At 44.9% G+C, this 19,816-nt stretch carries 13 protein-coding genes and 1 pseudogene; 9 read left to right on the plus strand and 5 right to left on the minus strand.

All coding sequences use genetic code 11. The features are described 5' to 3' along the window. The first annotated feature begins 263 nt into the window (after positions 1-263). The 4 genes from NL647_RS12375 (at position 264) to NL647_RS12390 (ending at position 4,643) form a co-directional block, all read left to right on the plus strand. Entirely contained in the window at positions 264-599 is a 336-nt protein-coding gene (locus NL647_RS12375; RefSeq protein ID WP_005450851.1) for a cupin domain-containing protein, read from the plus strand. 34 nt (positions 600-633) lie between these two features. Continuing rightward, positions 634-1,566: a sugar kinase gene (locus tag NL647_RS12380; RefSeq protein WP_199480093.1), complete on the plus strand. Its 933-nt coding sequence runs from the start codon at positions 634-636 to the stop codon at positions 1,564-1,566. A 78-nt stretch (positions 1,567-1,644) separates the two neighbouring features. Next, entirely contained in the window at positions 1,645-2,268 is a 624-nt protein-coding gene (locus NL647_RS12385) for a bifunctional 4-hydroxy-2-oxoglutarate aldolase/2-dehydro-3-deoxy-phosphogluconate aldolase (RefSeq protein WP_005388506.1), read from the plus strand. Between the two features lie 617 nt (positions 2,269-2,885). Continuing rightward, entirely contained in the window at positions 2,886-4,643 is a 1,758-nt protein-coding gene (locus NL647_RS12390; protein ID WP_253650212.1) for a transporter, read from the plus strand. A 191-nt stretch (positions 4,644-4,834) separates the two neighbouring features. Here NL647_RS12390 and NL647_RS12395 read toward each other — a convergent pair. From NL647_RS12395 to katG, 3 genes and pseudogenes are all read right to left on the minus strand, one after another. Further along, a pseudogene (locus NL647_RS12395) lies at positions 4,835-4,965 on the minus strand (alpha/beta hydrolase); the annotation flags it as partial. Between the two features lie 619 nt (positions 4,966-5,584). Continuing rightward, a complete protein-coding gene (locus NL647_RS12400) occupies positions 5,585-6,463 on the minus strand; it encodes an NAD(P)-dependent oxidoreductase (RefSeq protein WP_045488142.1) in 879 nt (292 codons plus the stop codon). Between the two features lie 428 nt (positions 6,464-6,891). Further along, positions 6,892-9,072, minus strand: a complete 2,181-nt coding sequence (gene katG, locus NL647_RS12405; RefSeq protein ID WP_047513424.1) for a catalase/peroxidase HPI — start codon at positions 9,070-9,072, stop codon at positions 6,892-6,894. A 796-nt stretch (positions 9,073-9,868) separates the two neighbouring features. On the opposite strand from katG, the gene trpS reads away from it, so the two are divergent. Together trpS and NL647_RS12415 are read left to right on the plus strand one after the other, a co-directional pair. Continuing rightward, the gene (trpS, locus tag NL647_RS12410; protein ID WP_253650213.1) at positions 9,869-10,891 is read left to right on the plus strand and encodes a tryptophan--tRNA ligase; all 1,023 of its coding nucleotides are present in this window, start codon (positions 9,869-9,871) and stop codon (positions 10,889-10,891) included. A 194-nt stretch (positions 10,892-11,085) separates the two neighbouring features. Then, positions 11,086-11,640, plus strand: coding sequence for a hypothetical protein (locus tag NL647_RS12415; protein WP_009699822.1), 555 nt, complete (start codon positions 11,086-11,088; stop codon positions 11,638-11,640). Between the two features lie 185 nt (positions 11,641-11,825). On the opposite strand, the gene NL647_RS12420 is transcribed toward NL647_RS12415, so the two are convergent. After that, on the minus strand, positions 11,826-12,785 hold the full coding sequence (locus tag NL647_RS12420) for a chromosome partitioning protein ParA (RefSeq protein WP_253650214.1): 960 nt from the start codon (positions 12,783-12,785) through the stop codon (positions 11,826-11,828). Beyond that, a complete protein-coding gene (locus NL647_RS12425) occupies positions 12,782-14,110 on the minus strand; it encodes a sphingomyelin phosphodiesterase (protein ID WP_050908628.1) in 1,329 nt (442 codons plus the stop codon). The genes NL647_RS12420 and NL647_RS12425 overlap by 4 nt, the downstream gene beginning before the upstream one ends. Positions 14,111-14,618: 508 nt before the next feature. Between NL647_RS12425 and NL647_RS12430 the strand changes: the two genes are divergently transcribed. The 3 genes from NL647_RS12430 (at position 14,619) to NL647_RS12440 (ending at position 19,602) form a co-directional block, all read left to right on the plus strand. Beyond that, positions 14,619-16,259, plus strand: a complete 1,641-nt coding sequence (locus NL647_RS12430; RefSeq protein WP_005450826.1) for a methyl-accepting chemotaxis protein — start codon at positions 14,619-14,621, stop codon at positions 16,257-16,259. Between the two features lie 209 nt (positions 16,260-16,468). After that, a complete protein-coding gene (locus tag NL647_RS12435; RefSeq protein WP_253650215.1) occupies positions 16,469-18,907 on the plus strand; it encodes a M9 family metallopeptidase in 2,439 nt (812 codons plus the stop codon). Positions 18,908-19,350: 443 nt separating this feature from the next. Then, on the plus strand, positions 19,351-19,602 hold the full coding sequence (locus NL647_RS12440) for a hypothetical protein (RefSeq protein WP_005450822.1): 252 nt from the start codon (positions 19,351-19,353) through the stop codon (positions 19,600-19,602). Positions 19,603-19,816 lie beyond the last annotated feature (214 nt).

A 19,816-nucleotide genomic window follows, 5' to 3' on the forward strand; every position in this document is an offset into this window, starting at 1 on the left:
TGGCTGATGTTTCTACGTTATCAATCGTTAAGTGGAATGCTTTAGGTCTCTCCATTTGATGGATATCACATATTTTTAGATATATTGTATGACAATTAAAGTGAATCGGATATGCTCTTTACCAATTCGACAGCAGACCCTTTCGTTTCGTGTTTCACTTTTATCAACATGACGGTTTTTTAAGAGAACCTTCTTGTAAAAGCATGGCTAAGAATGAAGTGCAGTAGGGTTCGCTTTAATAGAGACTTTTTAGGAGTATGACGATGAATTCTTTCTTTGTATTAGATGAGAACCCGTGGGAAGAGTTAGGCGGCGGTATCAAGCGTAAAATTGTTGCTTACACAGATGATCTGATGGCTGTTCACCTATGTTTTGACAAAGGTGCGATTGGTGCCCCACATACGCATGAGATTCACGATCAAATCGGTTACGTAGTACGTGGCAGCTTTGAAGCAGAAATCGAAGGCGAAAAGAAAGTACTGAAAGAGGGTGACGCGTACTTTGCTCGTAAGCACATGATGCATGGTGCGGTTGCACTAGAGCAAGACAGCATTCTTCTGGATATCTTCAACCCAGCTCGTGAAGACTTCTTAAAGTAACGTATAGCGCAACCTCAGTTGCTAAGGTGACAGTATGAAATCATTAAATATCGCGATCATTGGCGAATGTATGGTTGAGCTACAGAAAAAGGAAGGTCAGTTGCGTCAGTCATTCGGTGGTGACACGTTGAATACCGCTCTTTACTTATCCCGTTTGACGAAAGCTCACGATATCAAAACTAGCTATGTAACTGCCCTGGGTAATGATCCTTTTAGCCAAGAAATGCTTTCAGCATGGCAAGAAGAGGGCATTGATACCAGCTTAGTGTTGACTGTTAATGGTAAACAGCCGGGTATTTACTACATCGAAACGGATGAGACAGGCGAGCGTTACTTCCACTATTGGCGTAATGAAGCAGCAGCAAAGTTTTTGTTTGAACAGAACGAATCTTCGGCACTAGTCGACACGCTTTATTCTTATGATGCGGTTTACCTGAGTGGCATTACATTAGCGATTCTTACTGAAGAAGGTAAGACGCAGTTGTTTGCATTCCTCGAACGCTTTAAAGCGCAAGGCGGCCAGGTTATTTTCGATAATAACTACCGTCCTAAATTATGGGAAAGCCGAGAGAGTGCCATGTCTTGGTACCTTAAGATTCTTAAGTTTACCGATATTGCTCTACTCACATTTGAAGATGAGCAAATGCTGTATGGTGACGAGCATCTAGAACAGTGCATTGAGAGAACCTCTGCACTGGGCGTGGATGAAATCATCATCAAACGTGGTAGCAAAGATTGCTTGGTTGTGGCGAATGGCGAAGCGCAATACGTGGCGCCAAACAAAGTCGATAGCGTGATTGATACGACGGCAGCAGGTGACTCTTTCAGTGCAGGCTTTTTGGCGAAGCGTTTGACTGGTGGTAATGCGGCTGAATCGGCTTACTCTGGTCATTGTATGGCTGGTGAGGTTATTCAGCACAAAGGTGCCATCATTCCACGTGAAGTGATGCCCGATCTTCCTTTGTAATTCTTTTGCGGAGTGTTGAATAATCGGCGCTCCGCAGTGATTTATTGAACTCAAGTTAACGACGATGAGTACACTCTTATGACGACATTAAACGAACAATTAGCAAACCTAAAAGTAATTCCTGTTATTGCCATCAACAAAGCAGAAGATGCGATTCCTCTAGGTCGCACTTTGGTTGAAAACGGTATGCCTTGCGCTGAAATCACGTTCCGCACAGAGTGTGCTGCAGAAGCGATTCGTGCTATGCGCGCTGAGTTCCCAGAAATGTTGATTGGTGCGGGTACAATCTTAACTAATGAACAAGTTGACCAAGCGATTGAAGCCGGTGTGGACTTTATTGTTAGCCCAGGCTTTAACCCTCGTACGGTTCAATACTGCCTAGACAAGGGCGTAGCTATTGTACCTGGCGTAAACAATCCAAGCCTTGTTGAGCAAGCGATGGAAATGGGGCTGCGTACACTTAAGTTCTTCCCTGCTGAGCCATCTGGCGGTGTTGGTATGCTTAAAGCACTAACGGCAGTTTACCCAGTAAAATTCATGCCAACAGGTGGTGTGAGCCTAGGTAACGTAGATGAGTACTTGTCTATTCCTTCAGTGCTGGCATGTGGCGGTACTTGGATGGTTCCAACAAAACTTATCGATGAAGGCAAGTGGGATGAACTAGGTACATTGGTTCGTGACGCCGTCGCTCACGTAGCATAAGTGCAGTAGCGCCCCGATAAAATTAGCGAAAAGAATGTAAAGCGAGCCTTAGTGCTCGCTTTTTTGTGTTTGAAAAAGGCGAGATAAAGGAACCAGAAAAGAGATTTCCTACTCAGTCGTCCTCCTTCTAGGAAATGACGGTAAGGAGTAGGGGTAAAGCCGAGAGGAGAAGCATGAGGTTTGAGATCTGGGAGTGGTAATGCGTAGAACCTCCTCAGCGTCATTCTCGAGAGCGACGAAGGAGCGAGTCGGGAATCTCAATTTTTGTATTCATCTATAATCGCGCTTGCGATCCAGTTCATCTGAAACATCTCATTACGTTTCCTACAAATAAATGCCACGCATTTTTGATCTTCAGACAAAGCACAAGAAAGAAAAATATTCCATACTTTAATGGATTTCTAATATATTATTTGTATTACAATATAATGCAATGGCTTACGTGGTGATTATTCCTTTAAATCCCAAAGAGCCAAGAAAATAAAGGATTTTAGTGCGTTTTCTTCGTCGGATAACTTATGCTTTAGATCACAATTAAAGCTTATTGTAGTACAAATAAAAATATGAACGGAGTAATCTAGGCAGTAGAAAATGATCAAACTCGAAAGGCTGAAAAAATGACTATTGATACTTTTGTTGTTCTTGCCTACTTCTTCTTCCTAGTTGCCATTGGTTGGATGTTCCGTAAGTTCACGACGTCGACCAGTGACTACTTCCGAGGGGGCGGTAAGATGTTATGGTGGATGGTCGGTGCTACCGCCTTCATGACGCAATTTTCAGCATGGACGTTTACAGGTGCCGCAGGACGCGCGTTCAACGACGGTTTCGTTGTTGTAATCCTATTCTTAGCCAACGCATTTGGCTACTTCTTGAACTACCTCTACTTTGCTCCAAAGTTCCGCCAGCTACGTGTAGTAACGGCAATCGAAGCAATTCGTCAGCGTTTTGGTAAAACGTCAGAGCAGTTCTTCACTTGGGCTGGCATGCCAGACAGCTTGATCTCAGCTGGTATCTGGTTGAATGGTCTCGCAATCTTCGTGGCTGCGGTATTCAATATTCCGATGGAAGCGACCATTATCGTAACTGGTTTGGTTCTGATGTTGATGGCGGTAACGGGCGGCTCTTGGGCGGTTGTTGCTTCTGACTTCATGCAGATGCTGGTTATCATGGCGGTAACCATTACTTGTGCGGTGGCGGCTTACTTCCACGGCGGCGGTATTGGTAACATCGTGTCGAACTTCCACGGCGACTTCATGCTGGGTAATAACCTGAACTACATCAGTATCTTTGTCCTTTGGGTGGTGTTCATCTTTGTTAAGCAGTTCGGTGTAATGAACAACAGCATCAACGCTTACCGCTACCTATGTGCAAAAGACAGTGAGAATGCGCGTAAAGCTGCAGGTCTTGCATGTGTGTTGATGATTGTTGGTCCTATCATTTGGTTCCTACCTCCTTGGTACGTAGCGGCATTTATGCCTGACTTTGCAGAGCAGTACGGCTCAGTAGGTGGTGATGCAGCTTACCTAGCGTTCGTACAAAACGTAATGCCGGCGGGTATGGTGGGTCTTCTGATGTCAGCAATGTTTGCGGCGACCATGTCTTCAATGGACTCTGGTCTAAACCGTAACGCAGGTATCTTTGTGATGAACTTCTACAGCCCTATTTTACGCCCGCAAGCGTCACAGAAAGAGCTGGTTATCGTGAGTAAAGTGACGACCATTATGATGGGCTTCATCATCATCGGTATTGGTTTGTTTATTAACTCACTACGTCACCTGAGCTTGTTTGATATCGTACTAAACGTAGGTGCGTTGATTGGTTTCCCAATGTTGATTCCTGTGTTGCTTGGTATGTGGATTCGTAAGACGCCAGACTGGGCTGGTTGGGCAACACTCGTTGTAGGTGGCTTTGTTTCTTACATCTTCGGTATCTCTCTACAAGCACAAGATGTTGAGCACCTATTCGGACTAGAACAAGCTCTAACAGCACGTGAGTGGGCTGACCTTAAAGTTGGCTTGAGCTTAGCGGCGCACGTTGTCTTCACTGGTGGTTTCTTCTTACTAACAACACGCTTCTACAAAGGCTTGACGCCTGAGCGTGAAAAAGAAGTGGACCAATTGTTCGAGAACTGGAACACACCGCTTGTCGCTGATAGTGAAGAGCAACAAAACCTAGATACAAAACAGCGTGGCATGCTTGGTAAGCTTATTAGCGTAGCAGGCTTCGGTATCCTAGCGATGGCTCTGATTCCAAACGAGCCAACAGGTCGACTGCTGTTCATCTTGTGTGGTGCGATTGTTCTCTCTGTTGGTGTTCTGTTGGTGAACGCGGCGCGAGGACCTAAAAGCCCAAAGTTAGCTAACGCGAAAAGCTAACCGCAATTAACAAACTCTCTATGAAAAATCCCACGGTCAATACCGTGGGATTTTTTGTTTATGGTGTCATTAATCGAGCCACAAACGATCTTTATCATTCCAAGTAACTTGCAGTGAACGATTCTGAAAGTGTGCCATGACGGATGTTTGCGCTGCTTTGAAAACGCTGCAGTAGAGCGCGTTGCTAAACCATTCAGTCCAGAGAATGACAAAAAGCCATGAATAACACCCAGATAACGCTTGCAGTATGCTCCCACGCCTTGAGCTGTAGTCATCGATAATCATCACGCCGTGGGTCATGTTCTGCGGTGATAATGGTTGTTCTGGATAGTTCACCGATGGTTTGTAACGAAGGGCAAAGCTTCCCATTAAATTGGAATTCTTCAACTAGTACTCAGAAGCCAGTCTCAAGAGAATCGGTCACTCTTTAACTGTAAAAAGAAAATATCCGCGGAATAATGTACAAACATAATGTCATGTCTATACCCAAGTAACCTCGTGATGCTTGATTTAGTGAGAATGACTGGGTTCAGCGAGAATGACTTGGTTTGTAGACGTGGCGGTGATTTAAAGGTTTCGTAGAGTTCAATCAATAATCGCCAACAAAGTATACAAGCCAACCCCATTAACATTTACCAAGAATATCCGTTGGGGGCGTGTCATGAACTCGGTTTTTTATTAAACCAATGGCGGTGTCAAACCATTTGGACAAACCTTGCTATCGCACGGCGTTATTCTCCTTGCTTACTTTTGGTAAAAAGGGAATCGATGGCAACATTCTGAATCCTACATCTTGAAGCTGCTTGAGTACATATACAGTTTGAACGTAGGGTGTGGATCTCAAAGAGGGAGAAGGAGTGAATTTAAGAGGAGAAAAGAAAGCACAAAAAAAGCCTTGCTACGGGGTTAGCAAGGCTTTGGAAGCGCAGTTGAGTAAGGTATTAACCTTCTAGCTCTGCGAAGTAATCAAAGATCACTGGTACGTCGTTTTGACCAAGACCTTGGTCCACTGCAGCTTGTAGGCTCTTAGAAGTCCCTTCTGCGATAAGAGACTCAGTGCCTAGGTCTTTTACCATCTCTAAGAAGTAACCAAGGTCTTTGTTTGCGTTTGCAATAGAGAAACCAAGCTTTTCTTCGCCATCTACAGCGTAGAACTTACAGAACTGCATGAATGGTGAGTTTGATGGACCAGCAGACATGATGTCGAATAGTTGTTGACCATCAACGCCAGCACGTTTAGCAACCGCAAATGCCTGAGACATGGTCGCTACTGTTGTCATACCCATGAAGTTGTTTACTAGCTTAGTCACATGACCAGAACCTAGCGCACCAAGGTGGAATACGTTTTCACCTTGATCGTCCAGTACAGGCTTCACCTTGTTGAATGTTTCGATGTCACCTGCAGCCATGATGTTCAAAAGACCATCTTTTGCGTGAGCAGGCGTACGACCTAGAGGCGCATCGATCATACCTGCGCCTTTAGCTGCAAGGTCTGCACCGATCTTACGAGTAGAAGCAGGGATAGACGTACCGAAGTCAATCAGTGTCGCGCCTTCTTGAATACCCGCTAGGATACCTTCTTCACCATAAACGATTTTCTCAACAACTTCAGATGTTGTTAGACATAGCATCACGATGTCACTTGCTTCAGCCAGTGCTTTAGGTGAGCTTGCTTCTTTTGCGCCGCGAGCAACACATGCTGCTACTGCGTCTTTATTCAGATCCATTACGTTTAGTTCGTAACCACGGTTTTGAAGGTTCTCAACCATGTTTCCACCCATCAGACCAAGGCCGATGAAACCAATGACAGGTTTTGTCATATCAAACTCCAAATATCGTATTGTATGATTATATGCTTTTATCTTAATTCCTCATTTTGAATTTGCAATCGGAAAATGAGACGAAAGGCGATTTGCCACTGGTTTTTGATAAAAATGAGAGGTTGGTTAGCCTATTGATACGATTTTTATTGGCTTTGAGTGATTTTTATGTCTTCGGAATGAGGTCACGAAAACGAGAAGGTATAAGCAAAAAATAGGTATTTGATTGAGATACGTTTGCCTTCTGAATATGGTTAATTGTATGACAATACTGAGTGGTTAATCTTCAGTAAAAGAATCTAAGCCAAAGAGAGGAGAGAACGAGGAAGTATGGATAGAGAAACCAGAAATAAAAGAAAGGTAAGAAAGAGAAGAACCATAATGTTTGGCTCTTCTCTCAATGGTTAAAGCTTGATTAAGTTAGGCGATTAAAGGTCAAAGCGGTCGTTGTTCATTACTTTTACCCACGCAGCAACAAAATCGTGCACAAACTTCTCTTTGTTGTCGTCTTGTGCGTAAACCTCGGCATAAGAGCGGAGCACGGAGTTTGAACCGAACACCAAGTCAACACGTGATGCTGTCCATCTTGTTTGACCAGAAGCTCGCTCGCGGATTTCGTATTCGTTATCACTGGTTGGATGCCAGGTGTAGCTCATATCAGTGAGGTTTACGAAGAAGTCATTCGTTAATGCGCCGACATTATCAGTGAACACACCATGCGCAGCGCCGCCGTAGTTGGTACCAAGCACGCGCATGCCACCAACTAATACGGTCATTTCGACTGCGGTTAGTTGCATCAATTGGCTTCTTTCAAGCAATAGTTCTTCTGCCGTCACAACGTAATCTGATTTTAGCCAGTTACGGAATCCATCATGGATCGGCTCGAGTACATCGAAGGATTCGGCGTCAGTCATTGCATCGGTTGAGTCACCACGACCTTGGCTAAATGGCACAGAAATATTCATGCCCGCATTCGATGCTGCTTTCTCAATACCCACTCCGCCAGCAAGCACAATCAAATCCGCCATGCTGATAGGGGAGTTGTGGGTGGTGCGAATTGAATCGAGCGTGCTGAGCACTTTCTGCAATCTTTCCGGTTCGTTACCTACCCAATCTTTTTGCGGTGCAAGGCGGATACGCGCACCGTTTGCTCCGCCTCGGCGGTCTGAACCACGGAATGTTCGCGCGCTGTCCCATGCGGTTGAGACTAATTCTGCGATACTTAGCTCGCTGTTAAGAATCGCCATCTTGAGTGCATCGATATTGTCTTCAGATAAGTGATAAGACACCGGTGGTACCGGATCTTGCCAAATCAAATCCTCGGCTGGCACATCAGGGCCGAGATAACGAGATTTAGGTCCTAAATCGCGGTGAGTCAGTTTAAACCAAGCTCGAGCGAAGCAATCCTCAAAGTACTTAGGGTCGTCGCGGAAACGCTCGGCGATTTTGCGGTACTCTGGGTCAAACTTCAGTGCCATATCCGCATCGGTCATCATCGGATTGCGGCGGATGCTTGGGTCTTCCACATCCACAGGCATGTCTTCTTCTTTGATGTTGATTGGTTCCCATTGCTCTGCGCCTGCTGGGCTCTTCGTTACCCACCAGTCGTAGGTGAACAACAAATGGAAGTAGCCGTTATCCCACTTGGTTGGGTTGGTTGTCCATGCGCCTTCGATGCCACTAGTGACGGTATCACGTCCTATGCCACGAGAAGTTTTATTTAGCCAACCGAAACCTTGGTCTTCAATTTCAGCGCCTTCAGGTTCAGGACCAAGTAACGAAGCGTCGCCGTTGCCGTGTGCTTTACCAACAGTGTGACCACCGGCTGTTAATGCAACGGTTTCTTCATCGTTCATTGCCATACGGGCAAATGTTACACGCATGTCGTGTGCGGTTTTGATGGGATCGGGTTTACCGTCGACCCCTTCTGGGTTTACGTAAATCAGGCCCATCATCACTGCTGCAAGCGGATTCTCGAGATCACGTTCGCCAGAGTATCGGTTGTTTTCACCGCCACTTGGTTGCAGCCACTCTTTTTCTGCGCCCCAATAAATGTCTTTTTCTGGATGCCAAATGTCTTCTCGACCGCCGGCAAAACCGAACGTCTTGAAGCCCATTGACTCATAAGCCATGTTGCCAGCAAGAATCATTAAATCCGCCCAGGATAGCTTGTTACCGTATTTTCTTTTGACCGGCCATAAAAGGCGACGGGCTTTGTCGAGGTTACCGTTATCTGGCCAACTGTTGAGGGGAGCAAAACGCTGATTACCTCGACTTGCACCACCACGACCATCGGCAATTCGATACGTCCCTGCAGAGTGCCACGCCATCCGAATCATCAAACCACCATAATGACCCCAATCCGCTGGCCACCAATCTTGGCTATCGGTCATCAGATCTTTCAGGTCTTTTTTGACTTCCTCTAAGTCAAGAGAGTTAAAGGCATCAGCGTAGTTGAAGTCTGCGCCCATTGGGTCAGTTTTGTGATCGTGTTGATGTAGGATATCGAGGTTGAGGGTTTTCGGCCACCAATTGAACTCTGTGGCTTGTTGGTTGGTATTCGCTCCATGCATGACAGGACATTTGGAGTGATTGTTGTTGTCGCTCATCTTTTGCTCCCTAACTGGGGTTAGTGTCCTGAAAGTTTAGTTATTGGTTAGCTATTTCGCCCTCATGGTTTGGTTATATTTTTCAAGGTTTTGGTCAAAAGATGATCGGTGTCATTCTTCTTTTGATAAACAGTATTTGATGCTAAATAACTCAAATTTTTATCCATTAAACATCTAAATAAAAGCATCCTAAAAGAAGTATCTAAACGTGATTTTTAAAAATACGTACCTTTGTAATCCATGTCGGATTTCATTGAACTTGTTCTAAGGTCATCACATTTCTAGGGCTAAGTGGTTTAAGTTTGTGCCAAAAATCGTAACGCTGTGTGCAACAGAGTGAGCTGAGGGTTATTCGCAGTATTGGCTCACCGAAAAGGATTGATTACTGTCCCATTGATTACGAGTACTGAGCCGAGCGATAGCTCACGTAAATTGAGAGTCGAGAAACAAAGGATGAGAAGTAAACAGAACAAAGCGGTATTACTCGCGTTTGTGTCAGGGAGTGTATTTGGCGCGGCGCTCGTTATCGCTATGTATATTCAAATTTGATGCGTGTATGGCAAAACCACCAAAATTGAAAAATCAAATTGTGCAAGGAGTAGGGTTGTTTTCAGCTCTGCTCCTTGTTAGTTTTAAAAACATGAAAACGACATTTACTCCTTCATCAAACTTCTTCTGGTGGCGCTCTAATTAGAGCGGCGCGGAATCTTTACATTCTTACGCTGCTGGACGGTAGCTGAGAATGTCATGTCTTTTTTATCTCCAGTAGCGATCTATTTTTCTTTGGAGATAAGTTATGAACACCCCACACGATACTCAAGAACGCGAAATTATTTTAACTGGTGATCGAGCTACAGGTCCTTTGCATCTGGGTCATTACGTTGGTTCACTACAACAACGTGTTGCTCTACAAACTCAACATGAGCAAACCATTTTGGTTGCTGACATGCAGGGCTTAACCGATAACGCGCATAATCCCTCTAAGGTCTCGTCTAACATTTTAAATGTGGTCGCGGATTACCTTGCCGTCGGGATTGACCCAACCCAAACTACCATTTGTTTGCAGTCTCAAGTCCCGGCTCTTGCCGAGTTGACAATGTACTACAGTAACTTGGTTTCTATCGCACGCTTGGAGCGTAACCCGACGGTGAAAAATGAAATTCAAAGCAAAGGGTTTGAGCGTTCCATTCCGGCTGGGTTTCTGACGTACCCAATTTCTCAAGCCGCGGACATCACAGGTTTTCACGCGACTCTCGTGCCTGTCGGAGATGACCAATTACCGATGCTAGAACAGACCAATGAGATCGTTAGAAAGATAAATCACCTTGGCGGAAAAGCCATCTTGAAAGAGTGTCGTCCATTGCTCAGTGACGCACCACGCTTGCCAAGCACTGACGGTAAAAACAAGATGTCAAAAAGCATGGGCAATGCAATCAACCTTGGAGCAACAGAGAAAGAAATCTCTGCGGCAGTGAAATCGATGTACACCGACCCAAACCACCTACGCATTGAAGACCCAGGTCAGGTTGAAGGAAATATTGTATTCACATACCTTGATGCGTTTCATACCGACAAAGATTATGTAGAAGAACTCAAAATGCTTTACCGCCGTGGTGGATTAGGCGATGGAACAACCAAGAGAGTATTGGAAGAGTGTCTGCAAGAGATGCTTCGTCCTATTCGAGAAAAACGCGCCATGTTCCTTGATGATAAAGCACAGCTTATCGACATCCTAAAACAAGGCAGTCAGCTTTCCCGTGAGAAAACCGAGCAAGTGTTGTTTGATGTGAAAGGAGTGTTTGGTTTGAATCTGTTCTGAGACGACCATCGAATACCTACCTCGCTAAACGAATTCAATTTGGGCTACGGTGACAGATTATTTCGTTAAAGGCACAACGTTTTTCATGGCGTTGTGTCTTTTTCTTCTCTCATTTTTTGTTGAATTTTATTGATAATAATTCTCATTACATTATTTTAATGGTCTCAAATACACATATTGTTGCGGAGACCAACATGGAACACACGGATATTACTCAACTGCTTATTCCAAAAAGTGATTGGGCGGCGCCTGACCTCTTTCTCTATGAAGGTGAAGATAAACTTCGTCTGAGTTTAGAAGGGGCGATTCAATTTAGTGGATTAAATAGCATTGGTGGTGTGGTACTGGGCTTTAGAATGATCCAGTATGCAGTGCAATTAGCGGCGGGTGATCAGTCTTTGCAACGTGATGGCATCAGTGTGTATACCGCTTTTCCGGGGCGTGGTGCACAAGATGCATTTGAGTACACGTGTCGTGCGTTACGTGATAAGCGTTATTGTTGCGATACGACGTTGCATCACCCAGCGGCGCAGACAGGGCAACGAGGTCAGTTCTTATTTACGATTCGTTTGAATGAACAGTCTATGGTGATGACACCAGCAAATGGTTTACCAAGGAAGAGCTATTTTGAAGCAGATCGTCACTCGCAAGACAGCCGAGAAGCAGCACTGAAATGGCGTGATGAGAAGATTAATTTTGCGAACACGCTTCTAAGTTTGCCACCAGAAGAGTGCTTGCGCGTGCTGTAACTCTTGAGTTGTACCAACAGAATGAATAACAAAAGGTCGCTTTAAGTGAGCGACCTTCTTGTATCAAGCATTCGCGGGAACCAGATTCCTAGTCGCGCCTAGGCTTGCTGGAATGACCTAGTTTAAGTTTTGAGCGAGTAGGGAATCTCTTGGTTATCCTTACTTCTTAATAAGCAAGTGAGCGATTAACCCGCGAAGAACTCACGACGAAAATCGGCTACCGCTTGTTGATAATAACGTTGCCAATCCGAGTCCGACAAACCCGCATGACTGGTGGCTCTTTGCGTTGCTAATTTAGATTCAAGCTGTTGCAACTCGCTCTGATAATCGCGCACTTGCCGCTTTTGCTGCGCGACCTGTTGCTCACGAGCGTGTATATCCTCACTCTCTTGCTCAGAAAGGTAAGTTTGTTGAAGCTTCTCAACCAAAGCCTTGCGCTCCGCATGACCCATGTCTTTCGGTATCAGTTCAACAGCGCGTTCATATTTCGCTTGTTCGCCGACCAATCCCAATGCTTCTTGATTGCCTTGCCAATCTTGGACTAACTTCTCAAAGGTTTGCACATAGTCTTGAGGTGAAGTCGAATCCAACTGCTCTGCCTGCAAACTGAAGTCATAGAGTGCAAACTCATCGGCAAAAATTACGTCTGCTAGTTCCCCCCATATCTTCCTCGCTTCTGCCTTGAGAAGTGCGATGCGAGAGGCAAGAGGCTGATGCTCATCAAACATTAAATTACCAACACTTTGTTGCCATAAGCTATTGAGCTGGTGGTAATTCGCCAGCAGAGCAAAACGTTCTTCTGCCATGTAGCTCTCTAACTCAGCAAGCTTGGATTCACAGTTATGGTCGGACATACATGAGTGCCAAAACGCTTCTATCTCATCCTTTAATACTCTGCCTTTGGCATCACTTAACCGTCCTGCAATTGCTTTGAGTGGAGAGGGGGTATCCTTCGCTTTTGGTACGATTGTTTTGTTTGCAGTTTGATTGGTTGTGGAAGACGTAGATGCAGCGACTTGGGGATTCGTCGCTCTCTCCAATACGGAAGAAAACGGCAGAAAGCTCTCGCTCTTTTCGCCTTTGCTTGAGAACCAAATCGTGCCCGCCACAACGGCGGACACAGTAACTAACGCAATACGCTTCATGGTTTGATCACAGCGCTAACAGGGAAGTGATCCGACAGATTGTAATGCTTCCACAAACTCTCCGCTGTTGAGCGTGGAATGTCGACACGGTTATCGTTAAACGACTTCACGCCATATTCATTACTCACCATTACATAATCTAGATATTCCACATTTTCACCCCCGGATAGGGCTTCTCCGGCAAAGTTGTTGATGCGAGGATCAAACGTCGAAGCGGTATAACCAGAGTATTGCGGTTCTATCGCGCTTAGGTTGGCGATCATTTGCTGGTAATCGCCAGGGAACTTCAATTTGTTCACATTGAAATCGCCGCTGTAAACCACCGTTTCATTACTCGGAATATTGAGAGATTGCGCCATTGTGCGCATTTGCTTGAACTGACGCTGTCGGTATTCGCGTGCAGTATCAGTATCGAAAGAGGCTGTATGCGTAGCGAATACGTGATATGCCTGACCACCTTTAATGATCTCTGCGTAATTCACTCCTTTGTCTGCGAAGCAATCTGTTCCGGAGCAATCTGGGAAGACGTATTGAGCCTGATTAACGATAGGGTAACGGCTCACAATGATCACGCCACCGTCGTAAATGTTGAAGCCATCTTTATCCAGCATCTTAGTTTGGTAAGGATATTCTTTGGCGAGTTCGCGTAAGAAAGCATCGCGACCACTAGCAAACACTTCTTGCAGTGCTAACACGTCATAACCTTTGACATAATCGGGAATGAGTTCAAAACGGTCACCAATATGTGAAGCAATTGCAGGCAGCGCCCAAATGTTATAAGTCATCAACTTGAGATTTTGTTCATCAGTATCGACGACTTCATCGATTTTGTTTGGAGTAATGGTGTAGTACAAATCGTCATAGCGCGCAGTGCTTGCGGATTTAAAAGCCAATTCAGAAGGGCGAGACCCAAAGGCACTAGTGCTAGAACGGTGAATAGTACGATCATCTTTCAGCGTTAAATCCACATCTGCTGCAGATAAACCGTACTCAATGGTCGAGTTGTACCAATGACCTTCCATGACTTGGTTAAGCGTAACGCTTTCACCTTGTGGGTTAGACACCACAGTCTCGAAGCGATAATTCTGACCAGACTTAACACCTTCCCAGCGGTTAAAGCTGAGTACGGATTTGGTTTCCCAAGGACCAAGCACTTGAACATGTTGCTGCCATTCCTCTCCGTATTTCAGTAAATCGCTGCCTTCGTGCTTCACTTGAATGGTTAACGGTTGGTCCGAGTTATTAGTGAGGTATACGTCCGTATCTGCCAAGCTTGGTAATGCCACTAAACCGCTTAGTAAAAGACTCCACTGCGTAAATTTCATCTTGTTTATCCATAAGTTGTGTTAGAGCAATAATTCTTATTTATAAATATGACTAGCACGTTAAATATGGATGACAGATTATCTTTTGACCGAATTTGTTGATGAGTTGTGATCCAGATTCCAAGTGGAAATTGGAAAATATGAGGAGACCGAGTCAGACATTTATTAAGCACTTGTTAAACAACAATTATTTCTTATCTTTATTGTTTGATGGTACCTATCGCTTTTATTGATGCAACCGATTAGACGTTGACAGGTTAGGTTGTAATAATCCCGCAAACCATTCTGTTTCGCATAATAAAGTATTGAACTTAACCTTCTGATTCCACTGCTTATTCAAACTCAAATATGTGATCGGGATAGCGTATAGAACATGCCTGTGATGAATTCTCATTTAGTTTGGAATTTTTGTCAGAACAACAAGGTCTGTTCTCTTTCGCACAAAATTAAAATGAGAGGTAACCAGCGAAGTTGCCTCACTTATCTCGTTTGCTATCAGGAGAACGAAATGCAGTCCCTTGCTCAGTTAAAAGTGAGAACCCGTTTGGCGCTTGGCTTCGGTACATTAGTGGCGCTTATGGCGATACTTACGGTTGTCGGAATTCAGAAAGTTAACTTTATTGATATGACCTTATCTGAGGTTACGGATGTCAACTCTGTGAAGCAGCGCTATGCCATTAACTATCGAGGTAGTGTTCATGACCGTGCGATTGCAATTAGAGATGTTGCAATGGCGCGAAATGTGGAAGAAATGCGCGCCTTTGAAGAGGAAATCAAACGTCTGGAAGCGTTTTATCGCGAGTCTGAACAACAGATGCAAAGCATGATGGCAAGTGATGTTCCTTTTACCGCTAAAGAACGCGAGATATTGCAACGTATCGATGACATCCAAGCGAAAACACTTCCTCTCGTTCAAGAAGTTATCGCTAAAAAAGAAAACGGCAAACCGGTCACGGATTTACTTTTGGAGCAAGTCCGCCCTAACTTTGCGATGTGGCTAAAGGTGATCAACGAGTTTATTGATTACCAAGAAACGTTGAACCAGAAATTGACGCCAGTAGCGCGAGAGCAAGCAAGTGGCTTCCAAAGCTTAATGCTTGCTCTAAGTGGAATTGCTTTGCTGATTTCAATCTTAGTTGGTTTTGTTATTGAGCGTAGCTTCCGACGCTCTCTAGGTGGCGAGCCATTTGAGGCACAACGCGCGATTCAAACAATGGCAGAAGGTGAGTTAACCCAAGATCATAGTGACAGCGCACAAGGCAGCATTTTGCATTCTCTGTCTTTGATGTCAGAAAAGCTCAGCTCGATTGTCAGCAATATTCGTGGCGCTTCTGAGCAATTAGCAGAGCAAGTCGAAGAAGTCTCTCGTGGTTCTCGCTCGGTATTTGATACCGCTCAACAGCAAGCGTCTCTTACGGATCAAATGGCGATCAGATTAGAAACCATGCATGCGAGTATCGATGAGATAGCCAAGATCGTAAATTTATCGGAGCAAAACTCAGTTAACACATCAGAGAATGCTCGTGATGGTCGCGAACGCATTGCTGCTGTGGCAGAACAGATGTTATCCGTTACTGCAGCCGTAAATGGCACAGTAGGGCAGGTGAAGGCTCTTGAGACAAAAACGCGTGAAATTGGTGGCATCGTGAATATGATCAGTGACATCTCTGAGCAAACTAACTTGTTGGCACTTAATGCTGCAATTGAAGCTGCGCGAGCGGGTGAATCTGGACGCGGTTTTGCAGTCGTTGCTGATGAGGTAAGAAACCTCGCTAAGCGTACGGGGGAAGCCACTACTCAGATTGAGAAGATGCTGAAAGAGGTTCAAGCCCAGACGGTCGCAAGTGTGAACGCGATGGAAAGCACGCAACCACAAGTGGAAAGTTGTCAAAGGAACACAGAAGAGGCGACGCATTTATTGGTTAGCATTGAGAAACAAGCGCAGGACTCCCTTGATCGAGTGCGTGATATTGTGACTGCCACAGAAGAGCAAGTTCAAGTTGTGAGTGAGCTTGTCGTGGCGATGGATCAGATTTCCAGCATGTCGAAAGAATCGATTGACTCGATGAAAAACAATGACGTCGCAAGCCAGAATCTGAACGCACTTTCTAATAAGCTCAAACAAGAAGTGGCTTATTTTAAAGTTTAAAATCTGATTGCGACCTGTAAAAAAGCTCAGTGAGGATTCTTGCTGAGCTTTTTTATTTGAATTCATAAGTTTATCAATATTTTGTAAAACGTTTTCGTTTAAATATTTCTGAACTAACTTCATAAAAAATTATGCCATCAATTGCACTTAATTGTGCAAGGAGAATATAAATCACCGCTCAAACATATAACTAATTAATGAGTGTTGTTATGTCTCATACCCGTCTATTCCCACGTCATCGCTTGGCGCTAGCTTGCATGCTTGCCAGTGTTTCCAGTTTCTCATTTGCCCAAGAACAATGTGATGTTGCTGATCTTCAGCACACGGTTGACCTCGCTTCCGCAGTGTCTGCTGCCGACTATCACTGTTACAGCTCTTGGTTTTCTGCTCCTGCTGACTCGTTAAATGATATTTACACCGAAGCGAGCTTGAGTCGCATTCAAACTGTATTAAATCAAGAAATTACTCGTTACCGAGGTGACGCCGAGCAAGCGCGTAAGTTAGAAAACTTGGGTGAATTTGTGCGTGCTGCTTACTATGTGCGCTATAACGCGCAGCAACCGAATTTCTCTCAAGCTCTGAGCCAACGCTTTGCGCAGTCAATAAATGCGTTTCTTGCTAACCCACACGCGCTTGATCAAGGTCGCGAACAAGTGGGTGCGATGAAGAGTTTGACCTTAATGGTCGACAACGTAAGACAATTACCGTTGACCATGGATGCTCAGCTCACTGCTCTTCGTCACTTTAATCGCGAGACGGCAAAAGATACGCAGTGGGTGGCTGGGCTGAACAATCTATTCCGTGCCATGGCCGGGCATGCGTCGAAGGATGATTTTTATCGTTACATGGCAAGTCACACACAGCACATCGATACCTTAGCTGCCTTTGCTCGTGATAACGCTTGGGCGCTTGATACTGATGCTAGCTTCCTCGTGTACAACGCGGTACGTGAAACTGGTCGTTTGCTAGCAAGTCCGGATAAAGCGACTAAAGAAAAAGCACTACGTGTAATGCAGCAAGTGATGGTGCAAAACCCGTTGGGTAGCAAACACGACAAACTTTGGTTAGCGGCAGTTGAGATGATGAGCTATTACGCGCCGGAAGGTTTGAATGGTCTCGATTTAGACCAAGCAAAACATGATTTAGCTGCGCGTGTCTTACCGAATCGTCATGAGTGCGATGGTCCTGCAATTATTCGCTCACAAGATCTGACCCAAGCTCAGGCGATAGAAGCATGTGACGTACTTTCTGCCAAAGAAGCGGACTTTCACCAAGTTGCGAATACTGGGAATCAGCCAGTGGCAGATGACCATAACGAACGGGTAGAAGTGGCGGTGTTTGCTAATAATGGCAGCTACGTAGATTATTCATCTTTCTTATTTGGTAACACAACTGATAATGGTGGACAGTACCTAGAAGGTAACCCATCAGAAGCCGGCAATGTGGCGCGCTTTGTCGCTTATCGTTACGCCAATGGTGATGAGCTTTCTATTCTCAATCTAGAGCATGAGTACACCCATTATCTGGATGCGAGATTCAACCAATACGGTTCGTTTAGCGATAACTTGGCACATGGCTATGTTGTTTGGTGGTTAGAAGGTTTCGCTGAATACATGCATTACAAACAAGGCTATGACGCAGCGATTGGTTTGATTGACAATGGAAAGATGAGTTTATCGGATGTGTTTGCAACCACTTACTCTCATGATTCCAACCGTATTTATCGCTGGGGTTACCTAGCCGTGCGTTTTATGTTGGAAGAGCACCCTCAGGAAGTGGACACTCTGCTGGCGCTTTCGCGTGCTGGTAAGTTTAAGCAATGGGCGCAGCAAGTGCAGGTATTAGGTCAGCAATACAACGGCGAGTTTGACCGCTGGTTAGATTCTGTTGCTAACCAACCAGAGCAGCCAGACCCAAATCCAGATACCAAGCCAGACGAGCCGACAGACCCTTCTGATCAAGTCACGGCGCTAGCGACCAACCAAAGCGTGGTAATTAGTGGGGAAGCATACAGTGAGCAATTGTTCTATGTTGACGTTCCAGAGAAGAGCACACACTTTGAAGTCGCGTTGCAAGGTGAGAATCAAGGTGATGCAGACCTTTACATGAGCTTTGAGAAAGAAGCGCATTACTACGATTTTGAATTCAGCCAGTACGCAGATGGTAGTAATGAGGTAGTCACCTTTGAGACCGAACCTTCTGGCTACATTAAACCTGGTCGATACTACATCAGCATTGCTGGTCGTACTGAATTTAATGCTGTGACTCTGGTTGCGACGCTAGAGACAGAAGCAGAAACACCCCCAACACAAGAACAAGATGATTTAGCGCCTGTAGTGTTGGAATCTGGTCAGGCAAAGACCTTAACCGTGCATCAACAACGTTACGCTGCGGTATATGTTCCGCAAGGTGTAAAAGAAGCTCGCGTATGGTTAAGTGATAAAAACAACAATGACGAAAATGGCAATGTTGACCTCTACGCTAGCCGAGCGTACTGGCCGACAGTAGAACAGCACGAATATGCATCAAACTACTGGGGCAGCAATGAATATCTGCAAATTCCAGTTACCGAAGCTGGTTACTTGCATTTCTCATTAAATGCTAAGCAGCAAGGGGATGATGTCGAGATGCTGGTATATTTTTACTGAACTATCCCCAAGTAACCTTGAGATGCTAGGTTCAGTGAGAATGACTTGGTTTGTAGACGCGGCGGCGATTTAGCGATCTAGTCATTTTAAATTAAGCCAAAGCCGGACGTAGTTGTCCGGCTTTTTCGTATCAAGATTCTGAGCTTCTATATTTCTTCGGCAGAGTAGGTAAGTGGTTCTGCGATGTACGTTTATTTTGTCTGCTTCTCTTACTATCGATATCTCTTTATATCCTCTACGAGCGGCTGACATTGCTTGTCTAGCTATATCGATTGTCTAGTTATGATGATTAAAAACAATCATTTAAACCAATGTGCGGTAAATCATGTTTTGCTATTTTATGACGTGATGCTGCAATAAAGTTGTCATGTTTGGGCTATAAGTTGTGCGACTTAAATGAGCGAGCTAAATGGCTCAACACTCAACCTGAAGATTAGAGAATCATGGTAAAAGCTGTAAACCCAACGGATGAAATCATCATTAAGTTGCTTCAACACCAAGGCTGTATCAAAAGCGAAGCAGAAGTTCTTTTAAAGAAAGAGGTCTACCGTCTCCAGCCAGACGAAATTGAGAAAGTGAAAAACTATGCTCAGCATTTCGGTATCGATGCGAAAGAAAAACTCATTGATGAGATCTTGGAGCTTCGAAGAGAAACGCTGTTAAAGAAGATTGCCAGCACTGAGGTGCCGAACTAGCCCAAGGTGATGCTCAATCCTGTCTCGACATTTGATCGACTTCTATACCCAAGTAACCTCGAGATGCTCGGTTCAGCGAGAATGACTGGGTTTGTAGACGCGGCGGCGATTTAAAGGTCTAGCGGGTCTAAATCAAGAATCGACAACAAAGTATACAAGCCCAGTCAACTCGCCCTTTGGGAGCGTGTCATTGACCCGATTGCTGCGTCAAACA

Source organism: Vibrio sp. Y29_XK_CS5, from assembly GCF_024181835.1.
Taxonomy (GTDB): Bacteria; Pseudomonadota; Gammaproteobacteria; order Enterobacterales; family Vibrionaceae; genus Vibrio; species Vibrio harveyi.

Coding starts and splice junctions, on each gene's coding strand:
- NL647_RS12375 (WP_005450851.1), top strand. CDS start 264: ATGAATTCTTTCTTTGTATTAGATGAGAACCCGTGGGAAGAGTTAGGC.
- NL647_RS12380 (WP_199480093.1), top strand. CDS start 634: ATGAAATCATTAAATATCGCGATCATTGGCGAATGTATGGTTGAGCTA.
- NL647_RS12385 (WP_005388506.1), top strand. CDS start 1,645: ATGACGACATTAAACGAACAATTAGCAAACCTAAAAGTAATTCCTGTT.
- NL647_RS12390 (WP_253650212.1), top strand. CDS start 2,886: ATGACTATTGATACTTTTGTTGTTCTTGCCTACTTCTTCTTCCTAGTT.
- NL647_RS12400 (WP_045488142.1), bottom strand. CDS start 6,463: ATGACAAAACCTGTCATTGGTTTCATCGGCCTTGGTCTGATGGGTGGA.
- katG (WP_047513424.1), bottom strand. CDS start 9,072: ATGAGCGACAACAACAATCACTCCAAATGTCCTGTCATGCATGGAGCG.
- trpS (WP_253650213.1), top strand. CDS start 9,869: ATGAACACCCCACACGATACTCAAGAACGCGAAATTATTTTAACTGGT.
- NL647_RS12415 (WP_009699822.1), top strand. CDS start 11,086: ATGGAACACACGGATATTACTCAACTGCTTATTCCAAAAAGTGATTGG.
- NL647_RS12420 (WP_253650214.1), bottom strand. CDS start 12,785: ATGAAGCGTATTGCGTTAGTTACTGTGTCCGCCGTTGTGGCGGGCACG.
- NL647_RS12425 (WP_050908628.1), bottom strand. CDS start 14,110: ATGAAATTTACGCAGTGGAGTCTTTTACTAAGCGGTTTAGTGGCATTA.
- NL647_RS12430 (WP_005450826.1), top strand. CDS start 14,619: ATGCAGTCCCTTGCTCAGTTAAAAGTGAGAACCCGTTTGGCGCTTGGC.
- NL647_RS12435 (WP_253650215.1), top strand. CDS start 16,469: ATGTCTCATACCCGTCTATTCCCACGTCATCGCTTGGCGCTAGCTTGC.
- NL647_RS12440 (WP_005450822.1), top strand. CDS start 19,351: ATGGTAAAAGCTGTAAACCCAACGGATGAAATCATCATTAAGTTGCTT.